Origin of the sequence: Leptolyngbya sp. ST-U4 (genome assembly GCF_039962215.1) — a bacterium.
Classification (GTDB): Bacteria; Cyanobacteriota; Cyanobacteriia; order Elainellales; family Elainellaceae; genus Leptolyngbya_A.
In genome coordinates, this window is record NZ_JAMPKZ010000019.1 from 37,602 (window position 1) to 59,657 (window position 22,056).

Genomic DNA, 22,056 nt, shown 5'->3' on the forward strand with positions numbered 1-22,056 from the left:
GCTTCTCGAAGCGATCGGCCCCAGTGGGAATCAGCTTAGTGAGCAAACTATAGACCTGCTCGATTTCCAGGCAAAAAATCCTCCGTGTGACCCGATGCGCTGTTACTAGGAGCGACGCGATTCTTCCAAACGCAATTCTTCTAAAATAGTCTGACTAAAATAGTCTGAAATCCTGGTTCGAGTCGATCGCTCAGTTTATTTTCTTTTTGTTTCATTCGATCGAGACAAGCAAACTCACTAGTTCTTCAACCTACTACCTGGGTGGTTTAACTGGACTAACTGGTGAATTGAAGATTGAAAGATTGATTGTGGAAGTTAATTGTGGAAGCGATTAAAGCTCCAGAAAGTGATAGAGAACAACACCTGTTGCAGGATGGTTTTCGACCCCCACATAGCCCGATTTCACCATTTCCTGCAGGACAGCTTCCACTTCATCGAAATCAAGCCCTGTATCCAGAACCCCCTGCGTCACCGATAGTTTTCCCCCTCGCGCAACTGCCGCCTTGAGCAGCTTCAGTCGAGCTTCTTGTCGAGCCAGCTTTGAGTTTGATTGCACCATAACCTTCTCAGCTACGGGCTGAACCGCTCCGGTACTTGCAGACAGCAACTCCGAAAGTCGCCGATCTTTGCTTTTGACATTGTGCGACTCCACCATATCGGGAATCAGGAACAAATCGATCACTTGTCCAATTCCAAATAAACCCCAAGTACAAAACCATAGCGCGCCTGTTATGGGCTTTCCGTTGTAGAAGCGATGCAGCCCAGAAATGCCAAACAGCCAACCTAACCACAGCAAGTAGCTTGTCCCGGATTTGTTCATCGCGGTTTCCTCTTGTGCTACAACCTTTTAGGACGCGGGAGCCTCTTGCTCAATTTGCTCAATCACACCACCGCCCAGGAGCAAATCGCCCTGATACCAGACGGCTGCTTGCCCTGGCGTGATACTAAACTGTGGCTCATCAAAGATAATTTTGGCGCGAGAATTCGTGAACGGCATCACCGTACAGGGCACAGCCGTCGATCGATAGCGAATTTGTACCTCTGCCCGAATCGGAGCCGTGGGTTCTGCGATCGATACCCAGTTCACGCGCTGTACCGTACAGTCTGTATTTTGTGCGTGAGTGCGATCGCCCACCACAACCTGATTCCTGACCGCATCAATGCCCACGACATAAAGCGGTTCTGAGTGGGCGATCCCAATGCCCCGCCGCTGACCGATCGTATAGTGATGAATGCCGTCATGCTCACCCAGCACTCGACCTGAAACATCCACAATTTCGCCTTTTTGAGGGGCCAGATACTTGTCGAGAAACGTCCGCATTGAGCCGTGTGCCTCGATCAGGCAAAGATCCTGACTTTCGGGTTTCTCAGCAGTGTGCAGCCCAAATTCTGCCGCCATGCGTCGAGTTTCAGTTTTGGGCTGGTTGCCCAGCGGAAACAGGACGTGAGCAAGAATGTCCTGGCTCAAGTCATACAAAAAATAGGACTGGTCTTTGCTCAAATCAACTGCACGGCGCAGCTCATAGCGTCCATCAGGGGACTGGGTGATGCGAGCATAGTGCCCTGTTGCAATGCGATCGATTCCCAACTCGGTCTGAGCATAGTCCAGCATTGGACCAAACTTGACCGCTTTGTTGCATTGAGAACAGGGCAGCGGAGTGATTCCAGCTCCGTAGCCGCTCACTAAGTAATCAACAATATTCTTTTCAAACGCTTCCCGGCTATCGACAACGTGATAGGGAATATTCAGCTCTTCACATAGCCGTGCTGCATCGACCATGCCTTCAGAGCAGCATTGCCCCTTTCCTTTCATCAGCCATAGCGTCACTCCAACCACTTCATAGCCCTGGCGATGAAGCGTGGCAGCCGCAACTGAACTATCGACTCCTCCAGAAAGACCAACAGCGACTTTATTCATGAGTCTGCAATGAAAAGAAAAACAAAGAGTACAGTGGGCAAGCACCCTGAGGCAGGAAGCTGAGAAAATTCATCAACCTCTAGACTAACATTTGGATTCGGGTTCATGCTTTCAGCGATTCTGTTGCTGTTATCGCGTTGGCAGGGGTTAAAGGGGCAAGGGATGCTTTTACCATTGTGGGGTTTTTCTTCTACGATCGTCACTCAGCCAAAAAGTTCTAAGTCAAAAAGTCCTGAGTCAGATAGCAGTCACTTTCCAAGGAAAATCGATTTAGCGGTAAAAATGCCTTAAAAGTTGATTGGTACGCCAGATGTTGTGCTAGACTTGCTGCCAATCTGTGCTAGTTGAGCAAACCCGTTATGAGCAGTGCAGCGTCAATACCCTGGATTGGTATAGGAGTGATCAGCAGCTTGATTTGTTCGAGTTCGGTGGTTTTGGCAGAGCCTGTGGAACCGGGCGATCGTCTGCTTTTAGCTCAGCAGGTTGTGAACGGACTGCCGCCGCCACCGCCGTCTTTTAGGCAGGGTACTTCTCCCGCTCAGCCAAGTTTCGTCCCCAGCGCAGCTTCACCTGCGATTCCTGCCGCCCAGCAATATGCAGTCATTATCAATGGCGACAGCTCAATGATGCTAGATCAGGTGCGATCGATCGAGCCAGGAGCTTTTGTGCAGCACTATCAGGGTCGCCGCATGATCCAGGCAGGAATTTTTAGCGATATCAGCGGGGCACAGCAGCAGGTTGTAGCGTTGGCAGGACGCGGAATTGGGGCACAGGTGGTCACACTCCCAGGAGGCGGAGGGGCTACAGTGGGGACTGCTCCATCAAGAATGGCTACTCCTCAAGTGACTGCGCCTGCGCTGCCGACCCCTGCCTCTTTTCCCAGCCCGTCTGCCCCACCTGCTGCCCCTCAGGTGACTGCGCCGATGCTTCCTCCGCCCGATTTGCTGCCCGTTACACCAGTACCGCGGGAAGTCGAGTTTGGTCAGCCGTCTGCGCCCGAACAGTTTGTGAATCCTGCGCCGTCTGCTGCACCCACTGAGACACTGCTGCCCCCTGATTCAGCTCCAGGCGACACGAGAAATCGACGATCGTTCTATGTGGTGATTCCGGGAAAATCGGATAATCTGACAGCAATTAGCAATCAGGTAATGCGCCTCGGTGATGGTTTTGGCATTGCCCAAATGGTGCAAACTTCGACTTCGTCACGCGGTCCTCATGTGCGGGTCGGTCCCTTTGTCGATCGGGGCGCAGCCAGGCGATGGACGCGCTATTTTCGCGATTTTGGATTAAATGCGCGGATTCTTTACACCCGATAGGCGATAAGGAAAGTTTAAGAAACTATCAGAACAGGGTACTCAACTTGAGGACAGAAGCCCTGTTCGTGTCTTTATCTGAGCAACGAGAACGCTTTGTTATACCAATTTAAACGGTGCTCAGGGCAGATAGAGCATCAAGGATGAAAGAATAGCCAGTGATGGAAGCAATCATATGGGGTGTTAACTGGGTGAGGAGTTGATCAACCCTGGCTTGCAGTTGATCGAGTGTCTTAAAGGAAGCCCACTTGAGATCGACTTTGAGATGTTGCCATAATCGCTCAATTGGATTTAGCTCTGGGCAGTAAGGAGGTTGAAACAACAAAATGACATTCTCTGGCACCGCTAAATCTTGACCAGTGTGGAAGCGACCGTTATCCAGTTGGAGAATGTTCAGACTATTCGGATACGCTTTGGAAAACTCATCTAAAAACCTTTGATAGCAAACGGTATCCACATGAGAAAATTGCAAAAAGAAGGATTCTCCCGTTGCCGGTTCAACGGCACCATAGAGCCAAAAGGCTTTGAACTGCCACTGCCACTGCCCTATCGGTTTAACGCCGCAGGCAGTAATCAACCGTCCCAGTAACGTCTTGAGTCCAAACCGGCTCTCATCCTGTGCAAAATAGCGGATCTCCCGCTGCTCTTGGCGAGTCGAGCAGTCGTACTGCTTCAGCAGGGCAAGGTCGTCGGCAAGGTTTTTTTAAACGCATCGCGTTGGTCGTGGTTCTGCTTAATGTGCTCAGGTCGCGGCACTTTTAACTTTGCTCCCAGGCGGTAGCGCGTCATCTGGTACACCGCATGGTACTCGGCTTCAATGCCCAGGGTCTCGCTCAACCACTGCTGCACCATGCCGTAGCTTGCGAACCCGTGGTCACAGTCTTGTAACCGCTTGGCTAATGCTTCCTCTGCCCATTGCGGTATCTTGCGCACTCTGCCTGATGATTGTTTGATTTCCAGCATCGCTTCGATTCCGCCTTGCTGGTACAGCGATAGCCACGTTTGCAGCGTGTTTCGATGTTTCCCGACGGCTTTGGCAATCGCACTAATACTGGGTGCATTCTCCTGCTTGAGCCAGTAAAGCACTTGCAATCGTTCCTTGCTATTCGGCGTCTTCGCCTGGCGCAACTGCTGGGCTAGTTCATCCAGGCTTTCCTTCACTTCAATGCTGGTCTTGCCAACCATGAGTAGTCGGGAGAAACGGCTCTTCTCACTCTACATCATCTGCCTTGTCCTCTATTTAAATTGGTATTAAACGAGTGAATAAATTGCAGAAGCTATTTCGACCTATCTAATCGAAGATAGGAAAGAGGAAGTTTGCAATGCTGAAAAGTGATGAAAAGCTGTGATTTGAGGATTCAAATCTGATAGTTTCGTTGAAAGGTTTCGCCCTGGTGAAGGGTTAAGAGGAGAATTCATCGCATTATTCAACAGCGCCAGGATTTCATACTCAAGCCATATCCCAACTTCGATCGTCCGATAGACCTAAAACGATCGCTCCATTCGCTATGTTCAAGAGCAGTTTAAGTTTCTAGGTGCGGATAACAACATGAGTGGGATAAACCAGCTTAAAACAACGGCTTTGCTGGGCTTGCTGAGTGGTTTGATTGTTCTGGTCAGTTATGCCCTGATTGGCAATGAACAAGGGCTCATCATCGGATTTTTCATTGCAGCTTTTATGTCGATTAGTTCCTGGTACTACTCCGATCGTGCAGCCCTGGCAGCCTATCGCGCTCAGCCGATCGCCCGTGAGCAGGCTCCTGAAATCTATGATCTGGTGCAGAGTTTAAGCGATCGTGCCGAAATTCCAATGCCGAAGCTGTTTGTCGTCCCAACCGAGTCGCCGAATGCGTTTGCGACCGGGCGCGATCCGAATCATGCTGCCGTTGCGGTCACTGAAGGCATTATGAAGCTGCTTTCCCGTGAGGAACTGGCAGGCGTACTTGCTCACGAACTCACCCACGTCAAAAACCGCGACACGCTGACTCAAGCAGTTGCCGGAACGCTGGCGGGCGCAATCACGTTTTTGGGACGCATCCTCACCTTTGGTGCGCTTTATGGTCCGGTGACTTACAGCGGGCGGCGCGGCACCAATCCATTTGGCTTGCTGTTTTTGATCATTCTGGCTCCGCTGTCGGCTTCGCTGATTCAGCTTGCCATTTCTCGTACCCGTGAGTATGCCGCAGATCAAGGCTCGGCTGAGATTACGGGCAATCCGCTGGCTCTGGTGAGTGCCTTGAAAAAGTTAGAAGAAATCGGCAAACAGTTGCCTATGCACGGCAACCCGGCAATGTCACCGCTGCTGATTATCAATCCAATTTCGGCAAAAGGTCTGCAATCACTGTTCCGCACTCACCCGGCTACCGAAGATCGGATTCGTCGCCTGGTGGAGATGGCTCAGCAGAAAGAGACTCCGGCGCTCGCTCAGGAATCGTTCAGTTGAATCCTAGGCGTTGCTGAATACGAAGTATAAAGACACAACTTGAGACCCTGCATCGCCCCCTAAATCCCCCAATGCTGGGGGACTTTGAGGATCAGTTCTCCCCATTTTTTAGGGCTAGGGGGGGATAATCATACTCCAATTCAACAACGCCCCAATTTGGAGCTGATCTGAGCAATCCCAGTAATCCTGCATTGCCTTCTAAATCCCCCAACTTTAGGGGACTTTGAATCGGGCAGAAGCCGATCGCCGAGTCGTCACTTCAGGTAGGATAGGGTCTGGCAAAGGCAATAATCCGGTGAGGAGATTTGCTGGGCATCGGTCAGGAGGGCAACTGTGCGAAAACTGTACTTTCTGCTGCCAGGAACAGGAGGCAAGTTTGCCTGTGGCGGGCTGTGGGCAGAATTGAAAACCTTGTCTCTGGCGCAGCAGATTTGTGATGCAGAGGTGGTGACCTATCGTCAGCGCGAGAAGGAAACGCTATTTCTGGATGATGTGCTGCAACAGGCTAATCTGAGTCAGACTAATCTGAGCCAGGTGATTTTTGTGATGAGTTGGGGATTTGATGTGCCCAAACTGGCAAAACGCCTTCAGAGATACCACACGATTTATCACGCACACAGTGCCGGATACGGATTTCGTTTGCCTTCAGCTGTGCCGATCGTCACCGTCAGCCGCAATAGTTTAGGATATTGGGGACAACGATCGCCCCATGCTTTGCTGTATTACCTGCCAAATCAAATTGGGAATGAGTTTCGGAATCTGAATCAGAACCGTGACATCGACGTTTTGGTACAGGCGCGTAAATCTTCAGAATATTTAATGCAGCAGCTTATTCCAGCTCTGCAATCACACTGCAATGTCTATGTAGTGAATCATTATGTGGAGGATCTAGCGCAATTATTTAACCGTGCCAAAGTTTATCTGTATGACTCTGCTGAATACTGGGCGCAGCAGGGCGTTAGCGAAGGGTTTGGGCTTCAGCCGCTCGAAGCGATGGCTTGTGGCTGTCAGGTCTTTTCCAGCATCAACGGCGGACTGTCAGATTATCTTGACCCGGGCTTTAACTGCTATAAGATTGCCGCCCATTCGCTCAACTATGATCTTCAGCGGATTCTGGCGATCGCTCAGCAGAACCAGCCCCTCGCGCTGCCCGACACTTTCCTGGCAGAATACCGCACCGACAATATCCTCAGTCGTCTTCGGCTCATTCTCACTGAAATTAATCAGTTTTTTGATCAATCTTCTCACGGGCGATCGGTGGATGCACAAGCGATCAAAGAACTGACTCAATCTAGAATTCTGCAACTGAAGGCAAAACGGCTGTTGCAAAAGCTGCAAAAGCGACGGTAGGCAATTAACCTTGATCGATTTGCAGGCGCAGCAAAGACCCGTTTGTGGTGCTGACAATCAGATCATTTCCTTGGATGGCAATACCTAAGGGTGTGCTGTAGATGGGCTTAAATAGCTCGACGATCGCAGTCGGCTTGCCTTCAGGATCAACGCGCACGATGTGTCCGGTATTGGTCGTGACCAGCAAATTTTCAGCCTGAGCAGCCAGTTTAAACGGAATGCCGAAGCCCGCCTCGATCAGATTGACCAGAACTACGACTTCGCCCGTGGGAGAAATCTTGAGCAAGTCGCCTTTTTCATGCAGGGTGATGAATTGCCCCTGCTGCACCACCACATCGAGCGCGTTACCAAACTGCTTTAAGCTGACAAGGTTTGTAATTTGTCCCTGACGGCTTACTTGAAACAGCGCACCATCGCCAGCAATCACATCGGTGGTTCCGGCAACGATAAAGCCACTGTTATAGGTAGCCACGCCGAAGGGCGCACCGTAGGTTCCGCTAATTTCTGACATATCGGCGATCGTCTCATGCTGTCCATCGGGACTCACGCGCACCAGATAATGCACCGGATCAAAACCAGACACGGTGACAACGACACCTGAATCGGTGTGAAGCTGTTCTCCCGGCGGGGTAATCGCGCAAATGCCGAAGGGCACGCCAATTTGGGCAGTGAGAAGATTGGTGAGGACATTCACTTCCCCGATCGGGCTCACGGTCACAATTTCACCGTCTACGGTTGGCACAATTACCCGATCTTGCATTACTGCTAATCCCTGTAAACCTACCAGATTAAGGTTTTTAGCCAGGATGCTCAAGCGCACTCCATTCTCCATTTTGGGTGGCGAATTTTCATGGAGGGTGGAAGATTCGGAGGCAGTCTGACTCATGGGGAGAAGTGGAGAGGGGACAAGGGCTGAAAGCCAGCTAGGATGATTTTATACCTCCCGCTGCTATCCGTAGGCTGGAAGCCGCAATCCAGCAAGCAGGCGGCTCGATCGAATCGCACACCTATCCGAATGTGGGTCACGCTTTTTCTAATGACACGCGATCGGAGGTTTACAGCGCGAGTGCGGCTGAGAATGCTTGGAGGAAGACGGTTAGTTTTTTGACAGGGAAGCTGTGAGGGAATGGGGAAGTGAGGAGATAGAAAGCTGAGGAGATAGAGGATTAGAGGTGAAGGATGCGAGTGAGGTATTCCTGATCAGTGATGAGGTCCTGGACAGATTCGAGGCGATCGAGGAAGAATTTGCCGATGAGGTGATCGGCTTCGTGCTGAAAGATGCGGGCGGGGAAGTTGGTGAAGATTTGGCGATGGGGGTTGCCGTGGCGATCGAAATATTCGACTTCGATTTCGCGATAGCGGGGGACGAGTCCGCGAATGCCTGGAATACTGAGGCACCCTTCCCAGTCCTTAATTTGCTCTTCGCTGTGGCTCAGTAGACGGGGGTTGACCATGACGGTCGGTTCCATCTGGGGTGCGGTGGGATAGCGCGGATTGGGACGCGAAGCGACAATGAGTAGCTGGACTGAGGCAGCAACCTGCGGGGCGGCAATTCCAACGCCATTCGACTGAACCAGGGTTGCCAGCAGGCGATCGATTAGCGTCTGCATCTCTAGGCTGTGCAGATGTTCGACAGGCTGTGCAATTTGACGGAGAACAGGATTTCCCAGTTGGGAGATTTGGAGAACTTCAACCATGTTCTATGCTATGTCAATCAGAGCAGTATGCTTCTAGTGTATCGCTCGATCGAGATTTGCTTAGGGCTATTTGCTTAGAGTTATTTGCTTAAAGTTAGCTGCTGCGGGGTTTGAGGTGATGCCAATCAGCGACCGTCCCATGACAGATGATTTGTTTCAGTCTACGAGCGCGGCGTTTAATCCGATGTCTCAGTTGAGCGCGATTGTGTTAGCGGGCGGGCAAAGTTTGCGGATGGGAACTGATAAGGCACTGGTTGAGATCGAAGGACAGCCGATGCTGACGCGGGTTTGTGAGGTTGCGTTTAGCTGTACGCCGTGGGTGTATGTGGTGTCGGGCTGGAACGATCGCTATCGTTCGATTCTGGACGACCGAGTGAAGTTTGTGCAGGAGGTGGCGGTGGTGAAAGATGTCTATCCGCACGGTCCACTAGTTGGCTTTGCCCAGGGCCTTGAGCAGGTCAAAACGGAGTGGGTGCTGCTGCTGGCTTGCGATCTGCCGCAACTGAACACGGAAGGTTTATCCAGCTGGATGGAGGTGTTGCCTCGCCTCAGTTCAGATACCCTAGCGGCACTGGTGCGAAATGGCAAAGGTTGGTGGGAGCCAATGTGCGGCTTTTATCGGCGGGACTGTCTATCGAGCGTGAATGATTTTATTCAATCGGGGGGGCGATCGTTTCAACGATGGCTGGATTCTCAGAAGGTGTATGAGTTGCCTGCCTCTGACCCAGAAATGCTGTTTAACTGCAATACGCCTGCCGATGTTGAACGGTTTGAGCATCAGAAAGGGGCAGAAGAATAGCTTGTGATATTCTTGCGATTCTTCGGTTAGAAAAGAAACATCCTGCCCCAAAAAGCTTTGTTTAGGTGTGCTGGGGATTAGACGGTTAAAATCCACTTGCTGCGATTATCGGCATTCACAAACGATGATGGGACAATTTCAATGTCCATTCCCAACGATACAAATGCGGCTCGAATCGCTGTTGCATGGGAAGATTCTGTTGCGCCGATGCTAGCCCCAGCTGAAATGAGGTCGGGATTTTTGAGCTTGGCACTCTGGGTTACGTAGGCGATCGCTGCGTCAGTTTCCAGCGCGAGCGCAAGTTTGGCAATGTTGACATCAGAATCCAGATTTCCTTCCCGGCGATTGATGTAGGAGGACAAATCGTAGCTCTGCTCTGCGGTTACAGGCGTGCTGCCCAGATCGCGAATGACTTTGATTAATGTATCGCGGTGTGCCATGTGGTCTGCCTGGTTGCGCTTTGCCAGTGCCAGAACTGCCTGTCCTGTTGCGGTATTGCTCAGTTTTCCGGCAGCCGCAGTGTAGCCCCAGATCGCCTGATGCTCGTAGTAGAGCGCGCCGTTGAGAATCTCAGCGTCATGAGCTGCATCGCTCATCATTCCCGGCATCGTTTCCGACATCATCGAATTACCTGGCATCGAGTTTTGGGGCATCATCGATTGTCCCGGCATTGCTTGCCCTGAACGGGAACCCACTGTTGCCAGCCCCAGCGCGCCTGCAAACCCTGCGATCGTGCCGCTAACCAGAACATTTCGACGTGATAAGGAACGAAAACGGCGATCGGATTCGTGCGATGTATTGTTTTGCATGATGACTCCTCGCAGTGAATAAACTGCATGAAAGCTTGGATGGAAGTTTGAATAAAATTGATTGAGCAAAATCAAATCTGAAAGAGATACGGGTGACGATCGAAATTGGATGAGGGGTAATCAATTTTTTTTGCGTTCGGGTGGATGTTTTAACGGCAATTCGCGCACTGCCCTTTTGAATTCGGCCGTTCGGCAATCCACCCATCCAGATTAAAGCTGCCTGTCGCCTTAATCCCAGATCAATCTCGCAATCCAATTCCCCTCGATCGTCGTATCTAATTTCAGGAATCATATATTTGATGGCGGAAAAATATGACCCATGTTTTTCGCGCTGCCGATGCCGTCACGCTGCCCCTAATGCCAAACCCTGTGTCTAAAACTGCTTCTGAACCGCCGACCGATCTAGAACTGCTCAATGCGGTTAAACAGGGTCAGGTCGAATGTTTGGGAACTTTGTACGATCGCTATTCGCGTCTGGTCTACGGATTGGCGTTCAAAATTTTAGAAAATACTGAAGAGGCAGAAGATGTGACTCAGGATGTGTTTCTCACGCTGTGGCGGCAGGGTGCCTACAATCCCAGTCGCGGGTCACTGAGCAGCTTTCTCACTACAATGACTCGATCGCGATCGATTGATAAGCTACGGGCACGGGGTACAAAGTTTCGTTTTTTGCAGCGATGGCAGGCGTTGACTCGGACAGAAGCGGTTTCGGCTTCTCCTTTAGAAATGGTATCGGTGCAGGAGCGATCGGAACTGGTGCGCGAAGCCCTCTCGCAGTTGCCGGACAGTGAGCGACGGGTCTTAGAAATTGCCTATTATGAAGGTCTGAGCCAGTCTGAAATTGCCGATCGCCTGCAAGTGCCGCTGGGAACAGTGAAGAGCCGATCGCGCCAGGGCTTGCTGAAACTGCGCCGAACTTTACAGGATTATCTTTAGCATTCGCTGCTCTGTCTTTTGTTCTTTCATCTGATTTCTTTTGTTTTTGATTTTTTCTGTTTTTGATTTCTTGTTTTTGATTTCTTTCATTCTCGCCGTGATTTGCTTCTACGATTTCCCGCAATGACTTTATCTTCGCGTCCCGAAAACTGGCAGGAACTTTTGGCAGGCTATGCTCTGGGTGATCTCAGTCCCGAAGAAGCGGAGGTGCTCAGGCAACTGCTGGACACCCATCCTGATTTACGTCAGGAAATGGCTCAGCTTCAAGAGGTACTGGCACTCATGCCCTATGGACTCCCCGAACAGGAACCGCCGCCCCATTTACGCGAGGCGATTTTGCAGCAGGCGCGATCGGAGCCAAAGACGAATCGGGTTTCGCGTCGTTCTCGTCAGCCCCGCTTCTGGGTGGGTTTAGGAGGAGCCGTTGCTGCCCTGGTGGTTGGGGCACTGACGGTCGACAATTATCGCTTGCGCCAGGAAAATGCCACTGCGAAAGCCCTGGTTGCGACGCTAAAGCAGCCGAATTTGCAGCTCTTTAGCCTTCAGGGAACAGGGGATGCGACTCAAGCTTCAGGCAGTTTGGTGGTGAATCCGGGGCAGCAGGTTGTGATTGTGCTGGTGCAGAATTTGCCGCAATTGCCTGCGGATCGGGTGTATCGACTCTGGGCGATCGAGCCGGGCAAATCCCAGCCCATCTTCTTCGGAGAGTTTAACAGCAACCCGACAAACCAAACGAATGCAGCCTGGCAAATTCCTGCAGTCACGTTGAATGCGCCTCCCGAAAAGATGCTGATTACGGCTGAAAAAGCGGCAGATCCGCCTGTTCCGGCAGGAGAACTGGTGATGAACAGCCTGTGAAAAGGATCTCATCAAACCTCGTAAACTTCGAACGGAAGCCGATCGGGATCTTGGAAGAAGGTAAACCGTTTTCCGGGCAGTTTCTCTTCTTCTAGAACCCCTGCCTCACTAACATTTCAGAAGACTTCCTTTTCTAAAGACCTAAAAAAGACCTAAATCTCACACCTTTGCTGTTTAATGCGGGGTGGAGCTTTGTCATTCTTAACAAACTGTTGTGAACCAAGAATACACCTCTGTTTAGGGATAAGTTTACATCCCCTCTTTTAGTAAGTAGGCATCAGAGATAGCCCGCTCATCTTAGCTTCCGTCTAATTCCGTTACAGGGATCTTAGGCAGAATGCAAGGCGAAGACCGACGGAAGAAACGCTGAAGAATTCGGGTTAACTGCCGAAATCGGAATATTATACGGAAAATTTGTCGGGTTAATGTCTGAGTTGGGGGATTAGACGGAATTGATTCAGCCTAATTGCCTCTACAGGGTAAATAGCCCGAATCAGTTCGGCATAATTAAGAGTTAGGCGTCTGCCTTACCTCGATGAACCCTTAGATTTACCAGAAGCTTATGGTACGAATCTTCGATGGGCGGTTGCACATCCACTATGGTCAAGCTTACATCGAACCTTTCGAAAGCAGGGGCGTTGGTTTAGAAGATTCCTTTTGCGGCCAAAACAACGGACTGTGTGGAGCTGCTTCGCCAGGAATGCTTTTTCTCCTTACAGGTCTGCACACCGGCGATGTTAGCTTTGTCCTTGATGTGCTGGACGCTCCGCCACCTCTTGATGATACTTGGGAAGAGATTGTGGAAGTTTCCTTCGCCCCCAGTTCAGAAAAGGTGATTTTGTCTGAATGGGGGGGTGAATATGTGTGCGATGTTCCGCTCCTGCAAGAAATTTATCGTGTGCGCTACTGCGCTCGTGATATGGATCGCGGAAAAGAGATCGATACTTATGGAGAGGGTGAGCCAGTAGACTTTTATGCTTTGACTTTCTGGTGAGCTGATTCAGCCCCGGATGTCGTGATAAAGCAAACCTCGCAAGTAGCAGCCTACTGGCACAATTGGGTACGAACCTTGAAGCTCTAAATTCTTTCCACCCGTGATACTCAAGTCGCATAACAAATCGCTGAACCGGAACGGAGGCAAGCTGTATAGTTAAGTCCTAAAGGTTATCGTCGTCCGGTTAGCCCAATCGTTGGGCTGCTGATGTTGTCGGTTTGGGCTATACCTGACAGCGATCGGTGAGATGCCTGATGTGAAGTTAGTATTGGTTGTGAGAAATTGCTCTCATGGCTAGGACATAGGTTCAGATGCTGCAATGAGAAACCTCGTAATTACTCCCCCGTTTGCATTGCCACTCTACATTCTTCCAATTAGTCTGTGGCTGTTGAACTGGTTTTACCTGATCGACCCTTATTTTGAAGCAGTCAGTCAGCTTGATAGCCACACAGACGGACAATCTATGGTAATCGGGTTAGGTCAAGTCACAGCATTGCCTGCCCTTCCGTTCATTGTTTTCATCCTTTTTCTGATTCTCAGACAGTATCCAGGCTCTGCACCCCTGTTGTCCTGGAACTCTCAGAAACAGGGGTTAAGCATTTTCTGGACAGTATTGTTTTTATCCTTGTCCTTTATCTTGATTACGGAAGCCCAGCAAATGATGTCTTTAGGGCTGTGGCTAAATGCTTTAGCCTGTTTGACTTGGGTTTATCTATTTCTAGCATTCCGTTCCATTGTGATAGAAAAAACAAAGGATGTTGAAGTCGTACTCCCAAGTACCGATCCGGAGTATCTCATTTGTCCCCGATGTAAGTTAGAACAGTGGCGAGGATATGATGAGTGTCAAAAATGCGGCAAACACATCGCACATTTCCAGTGAGCAGCGTACCCCAACACTGCGCTGGAGCGGATGAAATGAAAGTGCCTACTGAACTCCTAGGCTCTCTGGCACCGCTCAGCTTCGCCGTTATACAGTTTGAACATTAAGCTTGCTGATATGGAGATCGTAACCAAAAGATTTTTGCTGCGTGATTTCGTTGAGTCAGATCGATCTTCATTCTTAGACTATCAAGCTGATCCTCGCAGTCAAATCTTCTACGAACCAGGTCAAGCTAGTTCCGAAAATTCAATACGTTTGTTTAAGACATTTTGCACATGGGCTTCTGAGCATCCTCGTCTTAACTACCAACTTGCGATTGTGCAACGGCATGAACCTTGCATGCTTATCGGCTGCTGCGGACTGCGGGGAAGAGGGTGTGATGCAGGTGAGATGGAATTGGGGATTGAACTTGCACCTGACTATTGGGGACGATATGCCTACGCGATCGAGGTTGGGCGCGCCCTGCTCGATTTCGGGTTTTGGGAACTAAGACTAGAGGTGATCTCTGGCTCTACTGTAAGTGCAAACGTGCGGATTGCTCGGTTGGCAGAGTGGATCGGAGCGGAAGTAGTTGCCATCCGTCCGGCGGGCTCTACATGGATGTCCGAACAAGGTTGGAGCGAGGTAGAGTGGCGAATCACGAGAGATCAATGGGAGCGTCGCATCACTGTATAACAATCGCAATGCACTGGAACAATTCAGTTTGGTTGGTTTGTTGCAAAAGACATTAGTGTCCGGTGATTGCAAGCGTTAGCCTGCTTTGTTCGTGGGTTGAGGCAGCACAAAAAAATTGTCTGTAGGTGTTCAAAGCCAAGTTACTGCAAGGTTATCTATAGGACAGTTGCTTAAGGTTGACAGTTCACTCTTGCTGGGAGAAATGTGAATGTTACATTCGCAATGGTTTCCTTCCAGAGGGGCAAGCGCTGTCTCACATGGTCGGACTCGCATTACCTCAGATAACGGTTTGGCAATCGTCGGGTCATCAATCATTTAAGCAAGCGCGATCGCCCGACTATGTAGAATGCGTATGGCCTTTGCCATAGCTTCGCTAAACCCTTGCGTAACGCATCATCTATCCCCCGTACACGTATAACGAGCTTACGCGATCTGGACTCAGATCCTGGATGCGTTGCTCTGTGGGGGTTAAGGCATAGACCCGGTGAAGCACTTGCAGTATACATCACTCTCCTGGCTGATGATACCCATCCGCCCTATATCCCTGCGCCTAACTACATAGCGATAGCTGCTTGCGTTGCCGATCGCTCGGGTGTAAAGCAATACAATAGAGACAGCGATCTCCATCTTTAGTTAAGGTATTAGTTAAGGTAATGGATCAATCTGCTCGATGGCATTATAGTTTTGAGTAAATTTTTGCTGAACTTTATTCACGAGATATTGCTATGAATAGTTCTCTTAAGTCCGAAACACCTGTGAAGGATCTCAGAATTCCTTTGGAGCGGGATGTGTTTTTACGTACCTTAATTCGAGAGTTAGCAGGTACTTTACAGGATGTAGTGGGGTTAGAAGAAGCCTCAGGGTTTATTAGTGTAGTGGGGCAAAACATGGGGAGGCAAATAGACCAGGACTATAAAGCGGCTCTAGAGGTATCCCATCTAACGCGAGAGCAAGTAGCCGATGTTTTCGTGGATTTGAAGCGGCGAATCCAGGGTGACTTCTATATCATCGAACAAACGGATGAAAAGATTGTCTTAGGGAACCGTGCTTGCCCGTTTGCTGAAAAAGTCATCGATCGCCCCGCTATGTGTATGATGACCTCAAATGTTTTTGGCTCCATTGCAGCGGACAATTTAGGGTACGCCAAGGTGGAACTGCAAGAGACGATAGCGACGGGGGCGCCTGGATGCCAGGTGGTCGTTTATTTGAAACCCACTCCAGAGGCAGAAGAAAGTCAAGGAAGAGAATACTTCAGGGGAGAGAATGAGGGGTGACTCCCGAACAGTTTCTCGAATTCGCCAGACTTTTGCCAGAACCCGTGCTCCTAATTTCGGTAAACGGTCAGATCCTGGCTGCCAACCCGTCATTCTCCAAGATGCTGGGGCTACACCACCAGATACTGCAAGGGAAAATGCTCTTTGAGCTGGTAACCAATCCTCCTGATCAAGTCAGACAGTATCTACGCAATTGCTCCAGCAGTCGAGGAATGGTGCTTGGATCATTAACCTTGAGTGCCAACAATGGAGAAACTTGCTTGTGTCGCTCTGAAGGGGCAGCCATCCGACCGTGGTCACCCGAATCGCCTGCATTAATTTTATTGCGCTTAAAAAGTAGGGAATCTGCCAGTAGCCGATTCATCCTACTTAACAAGAAGATCGATGAATTGGCAAAAGAGATCCGGCAACGGAAACGAGCGGAAGAAGAGCGGGCTCAACTTCTGGTGCAGGAACAAAAAGCACGAGCGGAGGCTGAGAAAGCACGAGCAGAAGCTGAGAATCTTAATCGATTGAAGGATGAATTTCTCTCAACCGTTTCCCATGAACTGCGGACCCCCCTCAATGCCATCCTTGGCTGGTCTCAGATCCTTCGGACCAAGAGGGTAGACGAAGCAACGATGAATCGCGCTCTGGAAACGATCGGGCGCAACGCTAGATCTCAGGCGCAGTTGGTTGATGATCTCCTGGATATCTCACGCATTATTACAGGAAAGATTCGCCTCGATGTTCAAACGGTTGAGCTATTGCCGGTGATTGAGGCAGCGATGGATACGGTGCGACCTACCGCTGATGCAAAAAACATACGACTGCAATCGGTGCTCGATCCAGCAGCAGGTCCTGTTTTAGGAGACTCCGAGCGGCTACAGCAAATTGTCTGGAATCTGCTCAGCAATGCGATCAAGTTCACATCGAAACACGGGCGGGTTCAGGTTTGCCTACAACGAATTAACTCTCATGTTGAAATTGTTGTGGCGGATACAGGTCAAGGCATCAGTGCCGAATTCCTCCCCTACGTCTTCGAGCGCTTTCGCCAGGCAGATAGTTCCATCACCCGTTCCTTTGGTGGGCTAGGGCTGGGTTTAGCGATCGTCCGCCAATTGGTGGAGCTGCATGGCGGAACGGTGCACGCTGAAAGCCCAGGAGAAGGACAAGGATCAACGTTTACAGTGAAACTACCACTGATGGCTGTTGGACTGACAGCAATTGAACCAGAACGGGTGCATCCAGCGGTGGGAGGCAGTGTCCCGTTTGACTGCTCCCCTCGGCTAGATGGATTGAGGATACTAATCGTGGATGACGACGCGGATATTCGGGATTTACTCACCTACACGCTAGAAGTTTGTGGGGCAGAAGTCATGGCTGCAGTTTCAGCAGACGATGCAATCTCAGCACTAACCGCATCTTCGACGCCGATGGATATATTAATTAGTGATATTGGGATGCCGGATGAAGACGGTTATGCTCTGTTACGTCGAGTCAGAGCACTGGAACCAGAAAACGGAGGAAAAATTCCCGCTATAGCCCTGACAGCGTATGCCAGAACTCAGGATCGCAGGGCTGCTCTTTTAGCAGGCTTCCAGTCCCATGTTGCCAAACCAGTTGAACCTGCTGAATTAATTGCAGTGATTGCAAATCTGGCTGGACGAATCAGAGGTATCTAATACCAATTTGCGATTTCGGACTTGGCTGTAGGAATGTCTATGGCTACGGCACTTCCAGAGTAACGATGGTAGTGCGAGCGCCCAGAAGTCTTCGGGTTCGTGATTTTGAGGTCATCGGCAAGGGGTGCGATCGTTCAAAAGGATGTTAGTTGGGGCGATCGTGGTTTCGAGCTAAACTGTGGAAAGCCAAGCAGAGTGAGGCGATCGGTGAAGTTGCAGGCTAACAAGTCGTTGGAGCGGACGCTCGCCCTTGGTGCTCAGTTCAAGATCTCTGCAGCCGCTCAACTTTGCCGTTATCTCGCTTGAGTTGTAAGTAGTGGTAGTAGTTTCAAAGCCATCTGTTCATATCGAGAGCAAGTAAATTTCAGAAAATAAGCATATCAGCAAGCTAGATGAAGCCTGAAGTCATTACTGCAATCCTTGCAGCAATTGTTGCCGTTATTAGCGCAGTCATCAGTATTTACGGTCAAACTCGTATTGCCCGATTAACTGACCGCCTTACAAAGCAGCGTGAAGCCGAATCGCGTGAAGCTCAGACGGCTGCTTTAATGTCTAAGTACCGAGATCCCTTATTGCGCTCAGCGATTGATCTTCAGAGCCGCTTGTACAACATTCATCAGAACAGGTTTTTGGAGCGTTTCTACCATCGATCGCCATCCTCACAGAGCTATGCGATTAACAACACCCTGTACGTTGTGGCGGAGTACCTTGGATGGGTAGAAATTTTACGCCGAGAAATTCAGTTTTTGGACTTGGGTGAGCTAGAACTGAACCGTCCCTTGAGTGAACTACTGGTCAATATCAATCAAGCCTTTGCACATTACAAAGCCGGAGGCACTTTCCAACTCCATAACGGTAAGCAGCGAGCGATTGGGGAAATCATGACAGTTCCTCGTTCTAATAGTGAAGCGATTGGATATGATTGCATTGGTTACGCAACGTTTGTGAAAAAGATGAGCGATCCGGAGTTTGCGGGCTGGTTCGCGAAGCTGAGAGACGATATTGACACGATGGGAAATGCGTCAAAGGTTGAAGCTGAGAGACTTGTATTAATTCACAGTAAGCTCATCGATCTAATTGATTTCCTTGATCCTCACCACGTTCGAGTGCCGCCAAAGTACCGAACTAGGATTGAACAGAAATAAGAACCTTGTTTATAGTCGCGTTAGGGCGTAAGCCAAAAAGGTATTGAACGCTTATATCTCATAAACTTCCAGTGGCAGTCGATCGGGATCTTGAAAAAAGGTAAACCGTTTTCCGGTTAGTTCATCCACTCGAATTGGCTCGAGTTCTACGCCTTTCGATCGCAAATCTGCCACGGCTTGATCTAAATCTTCAACTGCAAAAGAAAGATGGCGCAGCCCACAGGCTTCGGGACGGCTGGGGCGATCGGGCGGATCGGGAAAGGAAAAGAGTTCGATCGCATCGCTTTCGCCGACTTTCAGATCAAGCTTGTAGGAATTGCGGGCGGCGCGGTAGGTTTCCTGAATAATTGGAAAGCCGAGAATTTGCGTATAGAAATGTTTGGAACGATCGTAGTTTGAGCAAATAATGGCAACGTGGTGAAAGCCTTTAGTTTGCATGATTGGGTTTGCTGTATTGCATTGATTATCCCTGATACTGCACCCGATAAATGCGTCCGTTTGCTTCATCGGTAAACAGCAGACTGCCATCCGCTACCACCAGCACTCCTACCGGACGACCCCAGGTAGCGGGAACGGTCGGCTGAGTCAGAAACCCGGTGACGAAATCTTCGTAGTATCCTGCCGGACGGTTTGTTCTGGCATCAAACGGGACAAAGACAATTTTGTAGCCTGTGCCCTGGTTGCGGTTCCAGGAGCCGCGAAATGCGACAAATGCACCGTTTTGGTAGCGATTGGGGAAGGTGTCACCGTCATAGATTTGCAGTCCCAGCGCGGCAGAATGCGCCTGAAACAGAACATCGGGCGTTTTGGTGCTGCCGATCAGGTCGGGTTTGGCGGGGCGATCGTTCACCAGTCGGCGCGGGTCGAGCTTATTAGGGGCAAGATAGGAATAGGGCCAGCCGTAAAAATCGCCTGCTTCCAGGTGGGTCAAGTAGTCGGGCACAAGGTCATCGCCCAGTCCGTCGCGTTCGTTGACCGTGGTGTAAAGTTCGCCTGTGGTGGGATGAAAGTCGAGTCCAACTGGGTTTCGCAGTCCTGAAGCAAAGGTCTGGCGATCGGAGCCGTCAAGATTCATGATCTGTACTGAGGCGCGAGGTAAAGGCTCTTCGTCTACGTTAGTCCCAGAGCCGATCGACACAAAGAGCTTATTACCATCGGGCGAAGCGACAACATTACGCGTCCAGTGGTTGTTATAGCCATCCGCAGGTAAATCGGCGATTTTTTGTCCCTGACCGTTGAGCGCAGTTTGTCCTTGCTGGTATGGAAAGCGCAGCACGGCATCGGTATTGCCCAGAAAGAAATAGCCGTTGGCGAATGCCATACCCAGAGCTTGATTTAGCCCATTCTCTGCCGTGGCAAAGATTTGATTGACTTCAGCCGCGCCGTCTCCGTTCCGATCGCTGAGTCGGCGAATTCGATTTTGCCGCGTTTCAGTCACCAGGACATCCCCTTCGGGGGTAAGTGCCAGCCAGCGGGGGCGATCGAGTCCTTCGGCATAAACGTTTACCGTAAAGCCTTCTGGCACGTTCAATACCGGATTTTGCGGAATCGGAATCACCTGCGGCGGATTCGAGGCACTGTCAGTTTGAAAGGGTTGGGGCAGATCTTCAACCTGGATGTTGATTTGCTGCGGATTGAGCGATCGGGTTTGGATCAGGTTTTTGGGGCTAGAAGATTGCGCCTGAGGCTGGGTTTGAGCAACGGTTTCGGGCTGCGGTGAACTGGGTTGAGCAGATTGATTTTGCTCGATCGCAGAATCAGTGCTGCAAGCCGCCAGGGTCAGGAGAAATAGGGAACTAACCAGCGAAAGAAAGCGCATTAAACCAGATCAAACAGGACTACCTGATCGTGGTAGCAAATGTGTGAAACGATCGCCCTCTGTCGGAAAGCGTGTTGTTGGTATTGCAGTTGCCTTGTACCGATTAAGGTAATCGGATCTTCGTAGTGAAAGAAGCGACAAGCTAACAAAAAGGGCGGACAAGTTGCCCACCCCAGAGTTTTATTCCATATTCAGCAAATCAACAGCAAATCGAATTTAGGCGGCAACGGGCTGAGTGGTTGATTCTCCAGCAGAATTGAATTCTGTCGGGTTTTCTGCCAATTCACTGGGTACACCGTCTCTTGCCATTGAAGGCAGTTGTCCGCCTTTTTGCAGCAGGTTGGTTGCCATCGCAATCATCGCATTGACTTTGCGGGTGCGCCATTCGGTGATCAGGGCTTCTGCTTTAGCATAGCCGAGCCGACGCTGCATGGCTTCGCGGAGATAGGCGGCGTGTCCTTCTTCGTCTTTGGCAATGCTGATCATGCCTTTTTTCAGGTTGAGGCTGATTGGATCATCGGGCAGGGCGTTTGCCATGCGAACAAAATCTTTGCAGGCATCAAGTTCCAGGATGTAGGTGCTGCCCATAAACAGGAGCCAATCGATGCGATCGGGCGCGAACATCGTCTTGACATCGTATCCTTCGTAGTACGCCTCAAAAAAGGGACTGCGGCGACGCTCATCGGGCTTTCCGTCATCAGGTTTCTGAGGCAAGCTTTTGAAGTCAATGACTTGTTTGTTGAGCTGCTTCAAGGCGTGGGCAAAAATCTGTCCGTGGCGACCTTCGTCTTGAGCGTGTTTTGCCAGCCGTTCGGATAACCATTCATCGCCTTCGGCGGCGGCGCGTTTGCTCAGTGCCTCCAGAAAGGGAACCGAACCGGATTCAGCAAGCTGAAACCCTGCTAGCAAGTTAGGCCGCGATTTGGGGTCACGGATGTTGGCGGCGGTGATATACGCGACTGCACCTGAACCCACCAGATGCAGCACTTGAGTCAAGAGATTCATAAGGGGTGAGGAGATTTACTGGGTGGTTTGCTGATTATTGTACTCAGGTTATTGCTTTTTGGTGTGTAACTTTAACAGCTGTATGTACATTGCCGCGTGGCGTAAAGTCTCCTTCGATCGTAACTTCGAGTGGATCGCAGGCAGACACAAAATCATCCAAGATCTGATTCACCGATTCCTCATGCGAGATGTAACGATCGCGGTAACTGTTGATATACAGCTTAATTGCCTTTAGCTCGACGACTTTTTGATCTGGAACGTATGTGACGCGAATGGTGGCAAAGTCAGGATAGCCGGAGAAAGGACATTTGCAGGTAAATTCAGGCAGCGTAATGTCGATCGTGTAGCGGCGTCCGGGGCGTGGGTTGGGGAAGGTAATCAGTTCGCCTTCAGCGATCAGGCGTTCGCCGTACTTCAGTTCGGGCTGGGCTTGATTCTGGGCTTCGGATTGGATTGAGGAAGTCATGGAATTTGAGC

The 22,056-nt window shown here is 50.3% G+C and carries 24 protein-coding genes; 13 read left to right on the forward strand and 11 right to left on the reverse strand.

Going from position 1 to position 22,056, the window contains the following annotated elements:
- Positions 1-331: 331 nt before the first annotated feature.
- Together NDA02_RS20995 and mnmA are read right to left on the reverse strand one after the other, a co-directional pair.
- A complete protein-coding gene (locus NDA02_RS20995) occupies positions 332-820 on the reverse strand; it encodes an NINE protein (RefSeq protein WP_190789932.1) in 489 nt (162 codons plus the stop codon).
- 27 nt (positions 821-847) lie between these two features.
- Positions 848-1,918 carry a tRNA 2-thiouridine(34) synthase MnmA gene (gene mnmA, locus NDA02_RS21000; protein WP_190789931.1) on the reverse strand — a complete coding sequence of 357 codons (1,071 nt, stop codon included), beginning with the start codon at positions 1,916-1,918 and terminating at the stop codon, positions 848-850.
- Between the two features lie 359 nt (positions 1,919-2,277).
- Between mnmA and NDA02_RS21005 the strand changes: the two genes are divergently transcribed.
- On the forward strand, positions 2,278-3,234 hold the full coding sequence (locus tag NDA02_RS21005; RefSeq protein ID WP_190793931.1) for a hypothetical protein: 957 nt from the start codon (positions 2,278-2,280) through the stop codon (positions 3,232-3,234).
- Positions 3,235-3,340: 106 nt separating this feature from the next.
- Here the strand turns inward: NDA02_RS21005 and NDA02_RS21010 are convergent, their stop codons facing one another.
- Together NDA02_RS21010 and NDA02_RS21015 are read right to left on the reverse strand one after the other, a co-directional pair.
- The gene (locus NDA02_RS21010) at positions 3,341-3,910 is read right to left on the reverse strand and encodes an IS630 family transposase (protein ID WP_348255785.1); all 570 of its coding nucleotides are present in this window, start codon (positions 3,908-3,910) and stop codon (positions 3,341-3,343) included.
- Complete coding sequence (locus NDA02_RS21015; protein WP_348255776.1) at positions 3,904-4,416, reverse strand: helix-turn-helix domain-containing protein; 513 nt, start codon at positions 4,414-4,416, stop codon at positions 3,904-3,906. The genes NDA02_RS21010 and NDA02_RS21015 overlap by 7 nt, the downstream gene beginning before the upstream one ends.
- A gap of 364 nt (positions 4,417-4,780) precedes the next feature.
- Between NDA02_RS21015 and NDA02_RS21020 the strand changes: the two genes are divergently transcribed.
- Positions 4,781-5,674 (forward strand): M48 family metalloprotease, encoded by an 894-nt coding sequence (locus tag NDA02_RS21020; RefSeq protein WP_190793932.1) that lies wholly within the window; start codon positions 4,781-4,783, stop codon positions 5,672-5,674.
- A gap of 333 nt (positions 5,675-6,007) precedes the next feature.
- Positions 6,008-7,024: a glycosyltransferase gene (locus NDA02_RS21025; RefSeq protein ID WP_348248219.1), complete on the forward strand. Its 1,017-nt coding sequence runs from the start codon at positions 6,008-6,010 to the stop codon at positions 7,022-7,024.
- Positions 7,025-7,028: 4 nt separating this feature from the next.
- On the opposite strand, the gene NDA02_RS21030 is transcribed toward NDA02_RS21025, so the two are convergent.
- Positions 7,029-7,910 carry a hypothetical protein gene (locus tag NDA02_RS21030; protein ID WP_190789707.1) on the reverse strand — a complete coding sequence of 294 codons (882 nt, stop codon included), beginning with the start codon at positions 7,908-7,910 and terminating at the stop codon, positions 7,029-7,031.
- An 86-nt stretch (positions 7,911-7,996) separates the two neighbouring features.
- Here NDA02_RS21030 and NDA02_RS21035 point away from each other — a divergent pair, with 86 nt between their 5' ends.
- Complete coding sequence (locus NDA02_RS21035; protein ID WP_348255786.1) at positions 7,997-8,146, forward strand: dienelactone hydrolase family protein; 150 nt, start codon at positions 7,997-7,999, stop codon at positions 8,144-8,146.
- Between the two features lie 44 nt (positions 8,147-8,190).
- Here the strand turns inward: NDA02_RS21035 and def are convergent, their stop codons facing one another.
- Entirely contained in the window at positions 8,191-8,721 is a 531-nt protein-coding gene (gene def / locus NDA02_RS21040) for a peptide deformylase (RefSeq protein WP_190789706.1), read from the reverse strand.
- Positions 8,722-8,839: 118 nt separating this feature from the next.
- Here def and NDA02_RS21045 point away from each other — a divergent pair, with 118 nt between their 5' ends.
- The gene (locus tag NDA02_RS21045) at positions 8,840-9,520 is read left to right on the forward strand and encodes a molybdenum cofactor guanylyltransferase (protein WP_242067096.1); all 681 of its coding nucleotides are present in this window, start codon (positions 8,840-8,842) and stop codon (positions 9,518-9,520) included.
- Positions 9,521-9,597: 77 nt separating this feature from the next.
- Here the strand turns inward: NDA02_RS21045 and NDA02_RS21050 are convergent, their stop codons facing one another.
- On the reverse strand, positions 9,598-10,329 hold the full coding sequence (locus NDA02_RS21050; RefSeq protein ID WP_190789705.1) for a ferritin-like domain-containing protein: 732 nt from the start codon (positions 10,327-10,329) through the stop codon (positions 9,598-9,600).
- 312 nt (positions 10,330-10,641) lie between these two features.
- Here NDA02_RS21050 and NDA02_RS21055 point away from each other — a divergent pair, with 312 nt between their 5' ends.
- From NDA02_RS21055 to NDA02_RS21090, 8 genes are all read left to right on the forward strand, one after another.
- Positions 10,642-11,265, forward strand: coding sequence for a sigma-70 family RNA polymerase sigma factor (locus NDA02_RS21055; protein ID WP_242067544.1), 624 nt, complete (start codon positions 10,642-10,644; stop codon positions 11,263-11,265).
- 123 nt (positions 11,266-11,388) lie between these two features.
- Positions 11,389-12,123: an anti-sigma factor gene (locus NDA02_RS21060; RefSeq protein WP_190794021.1), complete on the forward strand. Its 735-nt coding sequence runs from the start codon at positions 11,389-11,391 to the stop codon at positions 12,121-12,123.
- A gap of 562 nt (positions 12,124-12,685) precedes the next feature.
- Positions 12,686-13,117 carry a hypothetical protein gene (locus NDA02_RS21065; protein ID WP_199296795.1) on the forward strand — a complete coding sequence of 144 codons (432 nt, stop codon included), beginning with the start codon at positions 12,686-12,688 and terminating at the stop codon, positions 13,115-13,117.
- Positions 13,118-13,436: 319 nt separating this feature from the next.
- On the forward strand, positions 13,437-13,997 hold the full coding sequence (locus NDA02_RS21070; RefSeq protein ID WP_190794020.1) for a hypothetical protein: 561 nt from the start codon (positions 13,437-13,439) through the stop codon (positions 13,995-13,997).
- 117 nt (positions 13,998-14,114) lie between these two features.
- A complete protein-coding gene (locus NDA02_RS21075; protein WP_190794019.1) occupies positions 14,115-14,672 on the forward strand; it encodes a GNAT family N-acetyltransferase in 558 nt (185 codons plus the stop codon).
- A 725-nt stretch (positions 14,673-15,397) separates the two neighbouring features.
- Complete coding sequence (locus tag NDA02_RS21080) at positions 15,398-15,946, forward strand: methanogen output domain 1-containing protein (protein ID WP_348248210.1); 549 nt, start codon at positions 15,398-15,400, stop codon at positions 15,944-15,946.
- Positions 15,943-17,610, forward strand: a complete 1,668-nt coding sequence (locus NDA02_RS21085) for an ATP-binding protein (protein WP_190792148.1) — start codon at positions 15,943-15,945, stop codon at positions 17,608-17,610. Before NDA02_RS21080 ends, NDA02_RS21085 begins: the two co-directional genes overlap by 4 nt.
- 392 nt (positions 17,611-18,002) lie before the next feature.
- A complete protein-coding gene (locus NDA02_RS21090; RefSeq protein WP_190792147.1) occupies positions 18,003-18,755 on the forward strand; it encodes a hypothetical protein in 753 nt (250 codons plus the stop codon).
- 51 nt (positions 18,756-18,806) lie between these two features.
- Here NDA02_RS21090 and NDA02_RS21095 read toward each other — a convergent pair whose 3' ends face one another.
- The 4 genes from NDA02_RS21095 to queF all read right to left on the reverse strand — a co-directional run bounded on the left by NDA02_RS21095 (position 18,807) and on the right by queF (position 22,045).
- Positions 18,807-19,193: a VOC family protein gene (locus tag NDA02_RS21095; RefSeq protein WP_348248207.1), complete on the reverse strand. Its 387-nt coding sequence runs from the start codon at positions 19,191-19,193 to the stop codon at positions 18,807-18,809.
- A 25-nt stretch (positions 19,194-19,218) separates the two neighbouring features.
- Positions 19,219-20,574, reverse strand: coding sequence for a sorbosone dehydrogenase family protein (locus NDA02_RS21100; protein WP_348255780.1), 1,356 nt, complete (start codon positions 20,572-20,574; stop codon positions 19,219-19,221).
- A gap of 216 nt (positions 20,575-20,790) precedes the next feature.
- On the reverse strand, positions 20,791-21,579 hold the full coding sequence (locus NDA02_RS21105; protein ID WP_190790141.1) for a ferritin-like domain-containing protein: 789 nt from the start codon (positions 21,577-21,579) through the stop codon (positions 20,791-20,793).
- Between the two features lie 43 nt (positions 21,580-21,622).
- Complete coding sequence (gene queF / locus NDA02_RS21110) at positions 21,623-22,045, reverse strand: preQ(1) synthase (RefSeq protein ID WP_190790140.1); 423 nt, start codon at positions 22,043-22,045, stop codon at positions 21,623-21,625.
- Positions 22,046-22,056 lie beyond the last annotated feature (11 nt).

Bases quoted from the DNA above. Each gene is read 5' to 3' on its own strand.
- NDA02_RS20995 (WP_190789932.1), bottom strand. From the start codon at position 820: ATGAACAAATCCGGGACAAGCTACTTGCTGTGGTTAGGTTGGCTGTTT.
- mnmA (WP_190789931.1), bottom strand. From the start codon at position 1,918: ATGAATAAAGTCGCTGTTGGTCTTTCTGGAGGAGTCGATAGTTCAGTT.
- NDA02_RS21005 (WP_190793931.1), top strand. From the start codon at position 2,278: ATGAGCAGTGCAGCGTCAATACCCTGGATTGGTATAGGAGTGATCAGC.
- NDA02_RS21015 (WP_348255776.1), bottom strand. From the start codon at position 4,416: ATGGTTGGCAAGACCAGCATTGAAGTGAAGGAAAGCCTGGATGAACTA.
- NDA02_RS21020 (WP_190793932.1), top strand. From the start codon at position 4,781: ATGAGTGGGATAAACCAGCTTAAAACAACGGCTTTGCTGGGCTTGCTG.
- NDA02_RS21030 (WP_190789707.1), bottom strand. From the start codon at position 7,910: ATGAGTCAGACTGCCTCCGAATCTTCCACCCTCCATGAAAATTCGCCA.
- def (WP_190789706.1), bottom strand. From the start codon at position 8,721: ATGGTTGAAGTTCTCCAAATCTCCCAACTGGGAAATCCTGTTCTCCGT.
- NDA02_RS21045 (WP_242067096.1), top strand. From the start codon at position 8,840: ATGCCAATCAGCGACCGTCCCATGACAGATGATTTGTTTCAGTCTACG.
- NDA02_RS21050 (WP_190789705.1), bottom strand. From the start codon at position 10,329: ATGCAAAACAATACATCGCACGAATCCGATCGCCGTTTTCGTTCCTTA.
- NDA02_RS21055 (WP_242067544.1), top strand. From the start codon at position 10,642: ATGACCCATGTTTTTCGCGCTGCCGATGCCGTCACGCTGCCCCTAATG.
- NDA02_RS21060 (WP_190794021.1), top strand. From the start codon at position 11,389: ATGACTTTATCTTCGCGTCCCGAAAACTGGCAGGAACTTTTGGCAGGC.
- NDA02_RS21065 (WP_199296795.1), top strand. From the start codon at position 12,686: ATGGTACGAATCTTCGATGGGCGGTTGCACATCCACTATGGTCAAGCT.
- NDA02_RS21070 (WP_190794020.1), top strand. From the start codon at position 13,437: ATGAGAAACCTCGTAATTACTCCCCCGTTTGCATTGCCACTCTACATT.
- NDA02_RS21075 (WP_190794019.1), top strand. From the start codon at position 14,115: ATGGAGATCGTAACCAAAAGATTTTTGCTGCGTGATTTCGTTGAGTCA.
- NDA02_RS21080 (WP_348248210.1), top strand. From the start codon at position 15,398: ATGAATAGTTCTCTTAAGTCCGAAACACCTGTGAAGGATCTCAGAATT.
- NDA02_RS21090 (WP_190792147.1), top strand. From the start codon at position 18,003: ATGAAGCCTGAAGTCATTACTGCAATCCTTGCAGCAATTGTTGCCGTT.
- NDA02_RS21095 (WP_348248207.1), bottom strand. From the start codon at position 19,193: ATGCAAACTAAAGGCTTTCACCACGTTGCCATTATTTGCTCAAACTAC.
- NDA02_RS21100 (WP_348255780.1), bottom strand. From the start codon at position 20,574: ATGCGCTTTCTTTCGCTGGTTAGTTCCCTATTTCTCCTGACCCTGGCG.
- NDA02_RS21105 (WP_190790141.1), bottom strand. From the start codon at position 21,579: ATGAATCTCTTGACTCAAGTGCTGCATCTGGTGGGTTCAGGTGCAGTC.
- queF (WP_190790140.1), bottom strand. From the start codon at position 22,045: ATGACTTCCTCAATCCAATCCGAAGCCCAGAATCAAGCCCAGCCCGAA.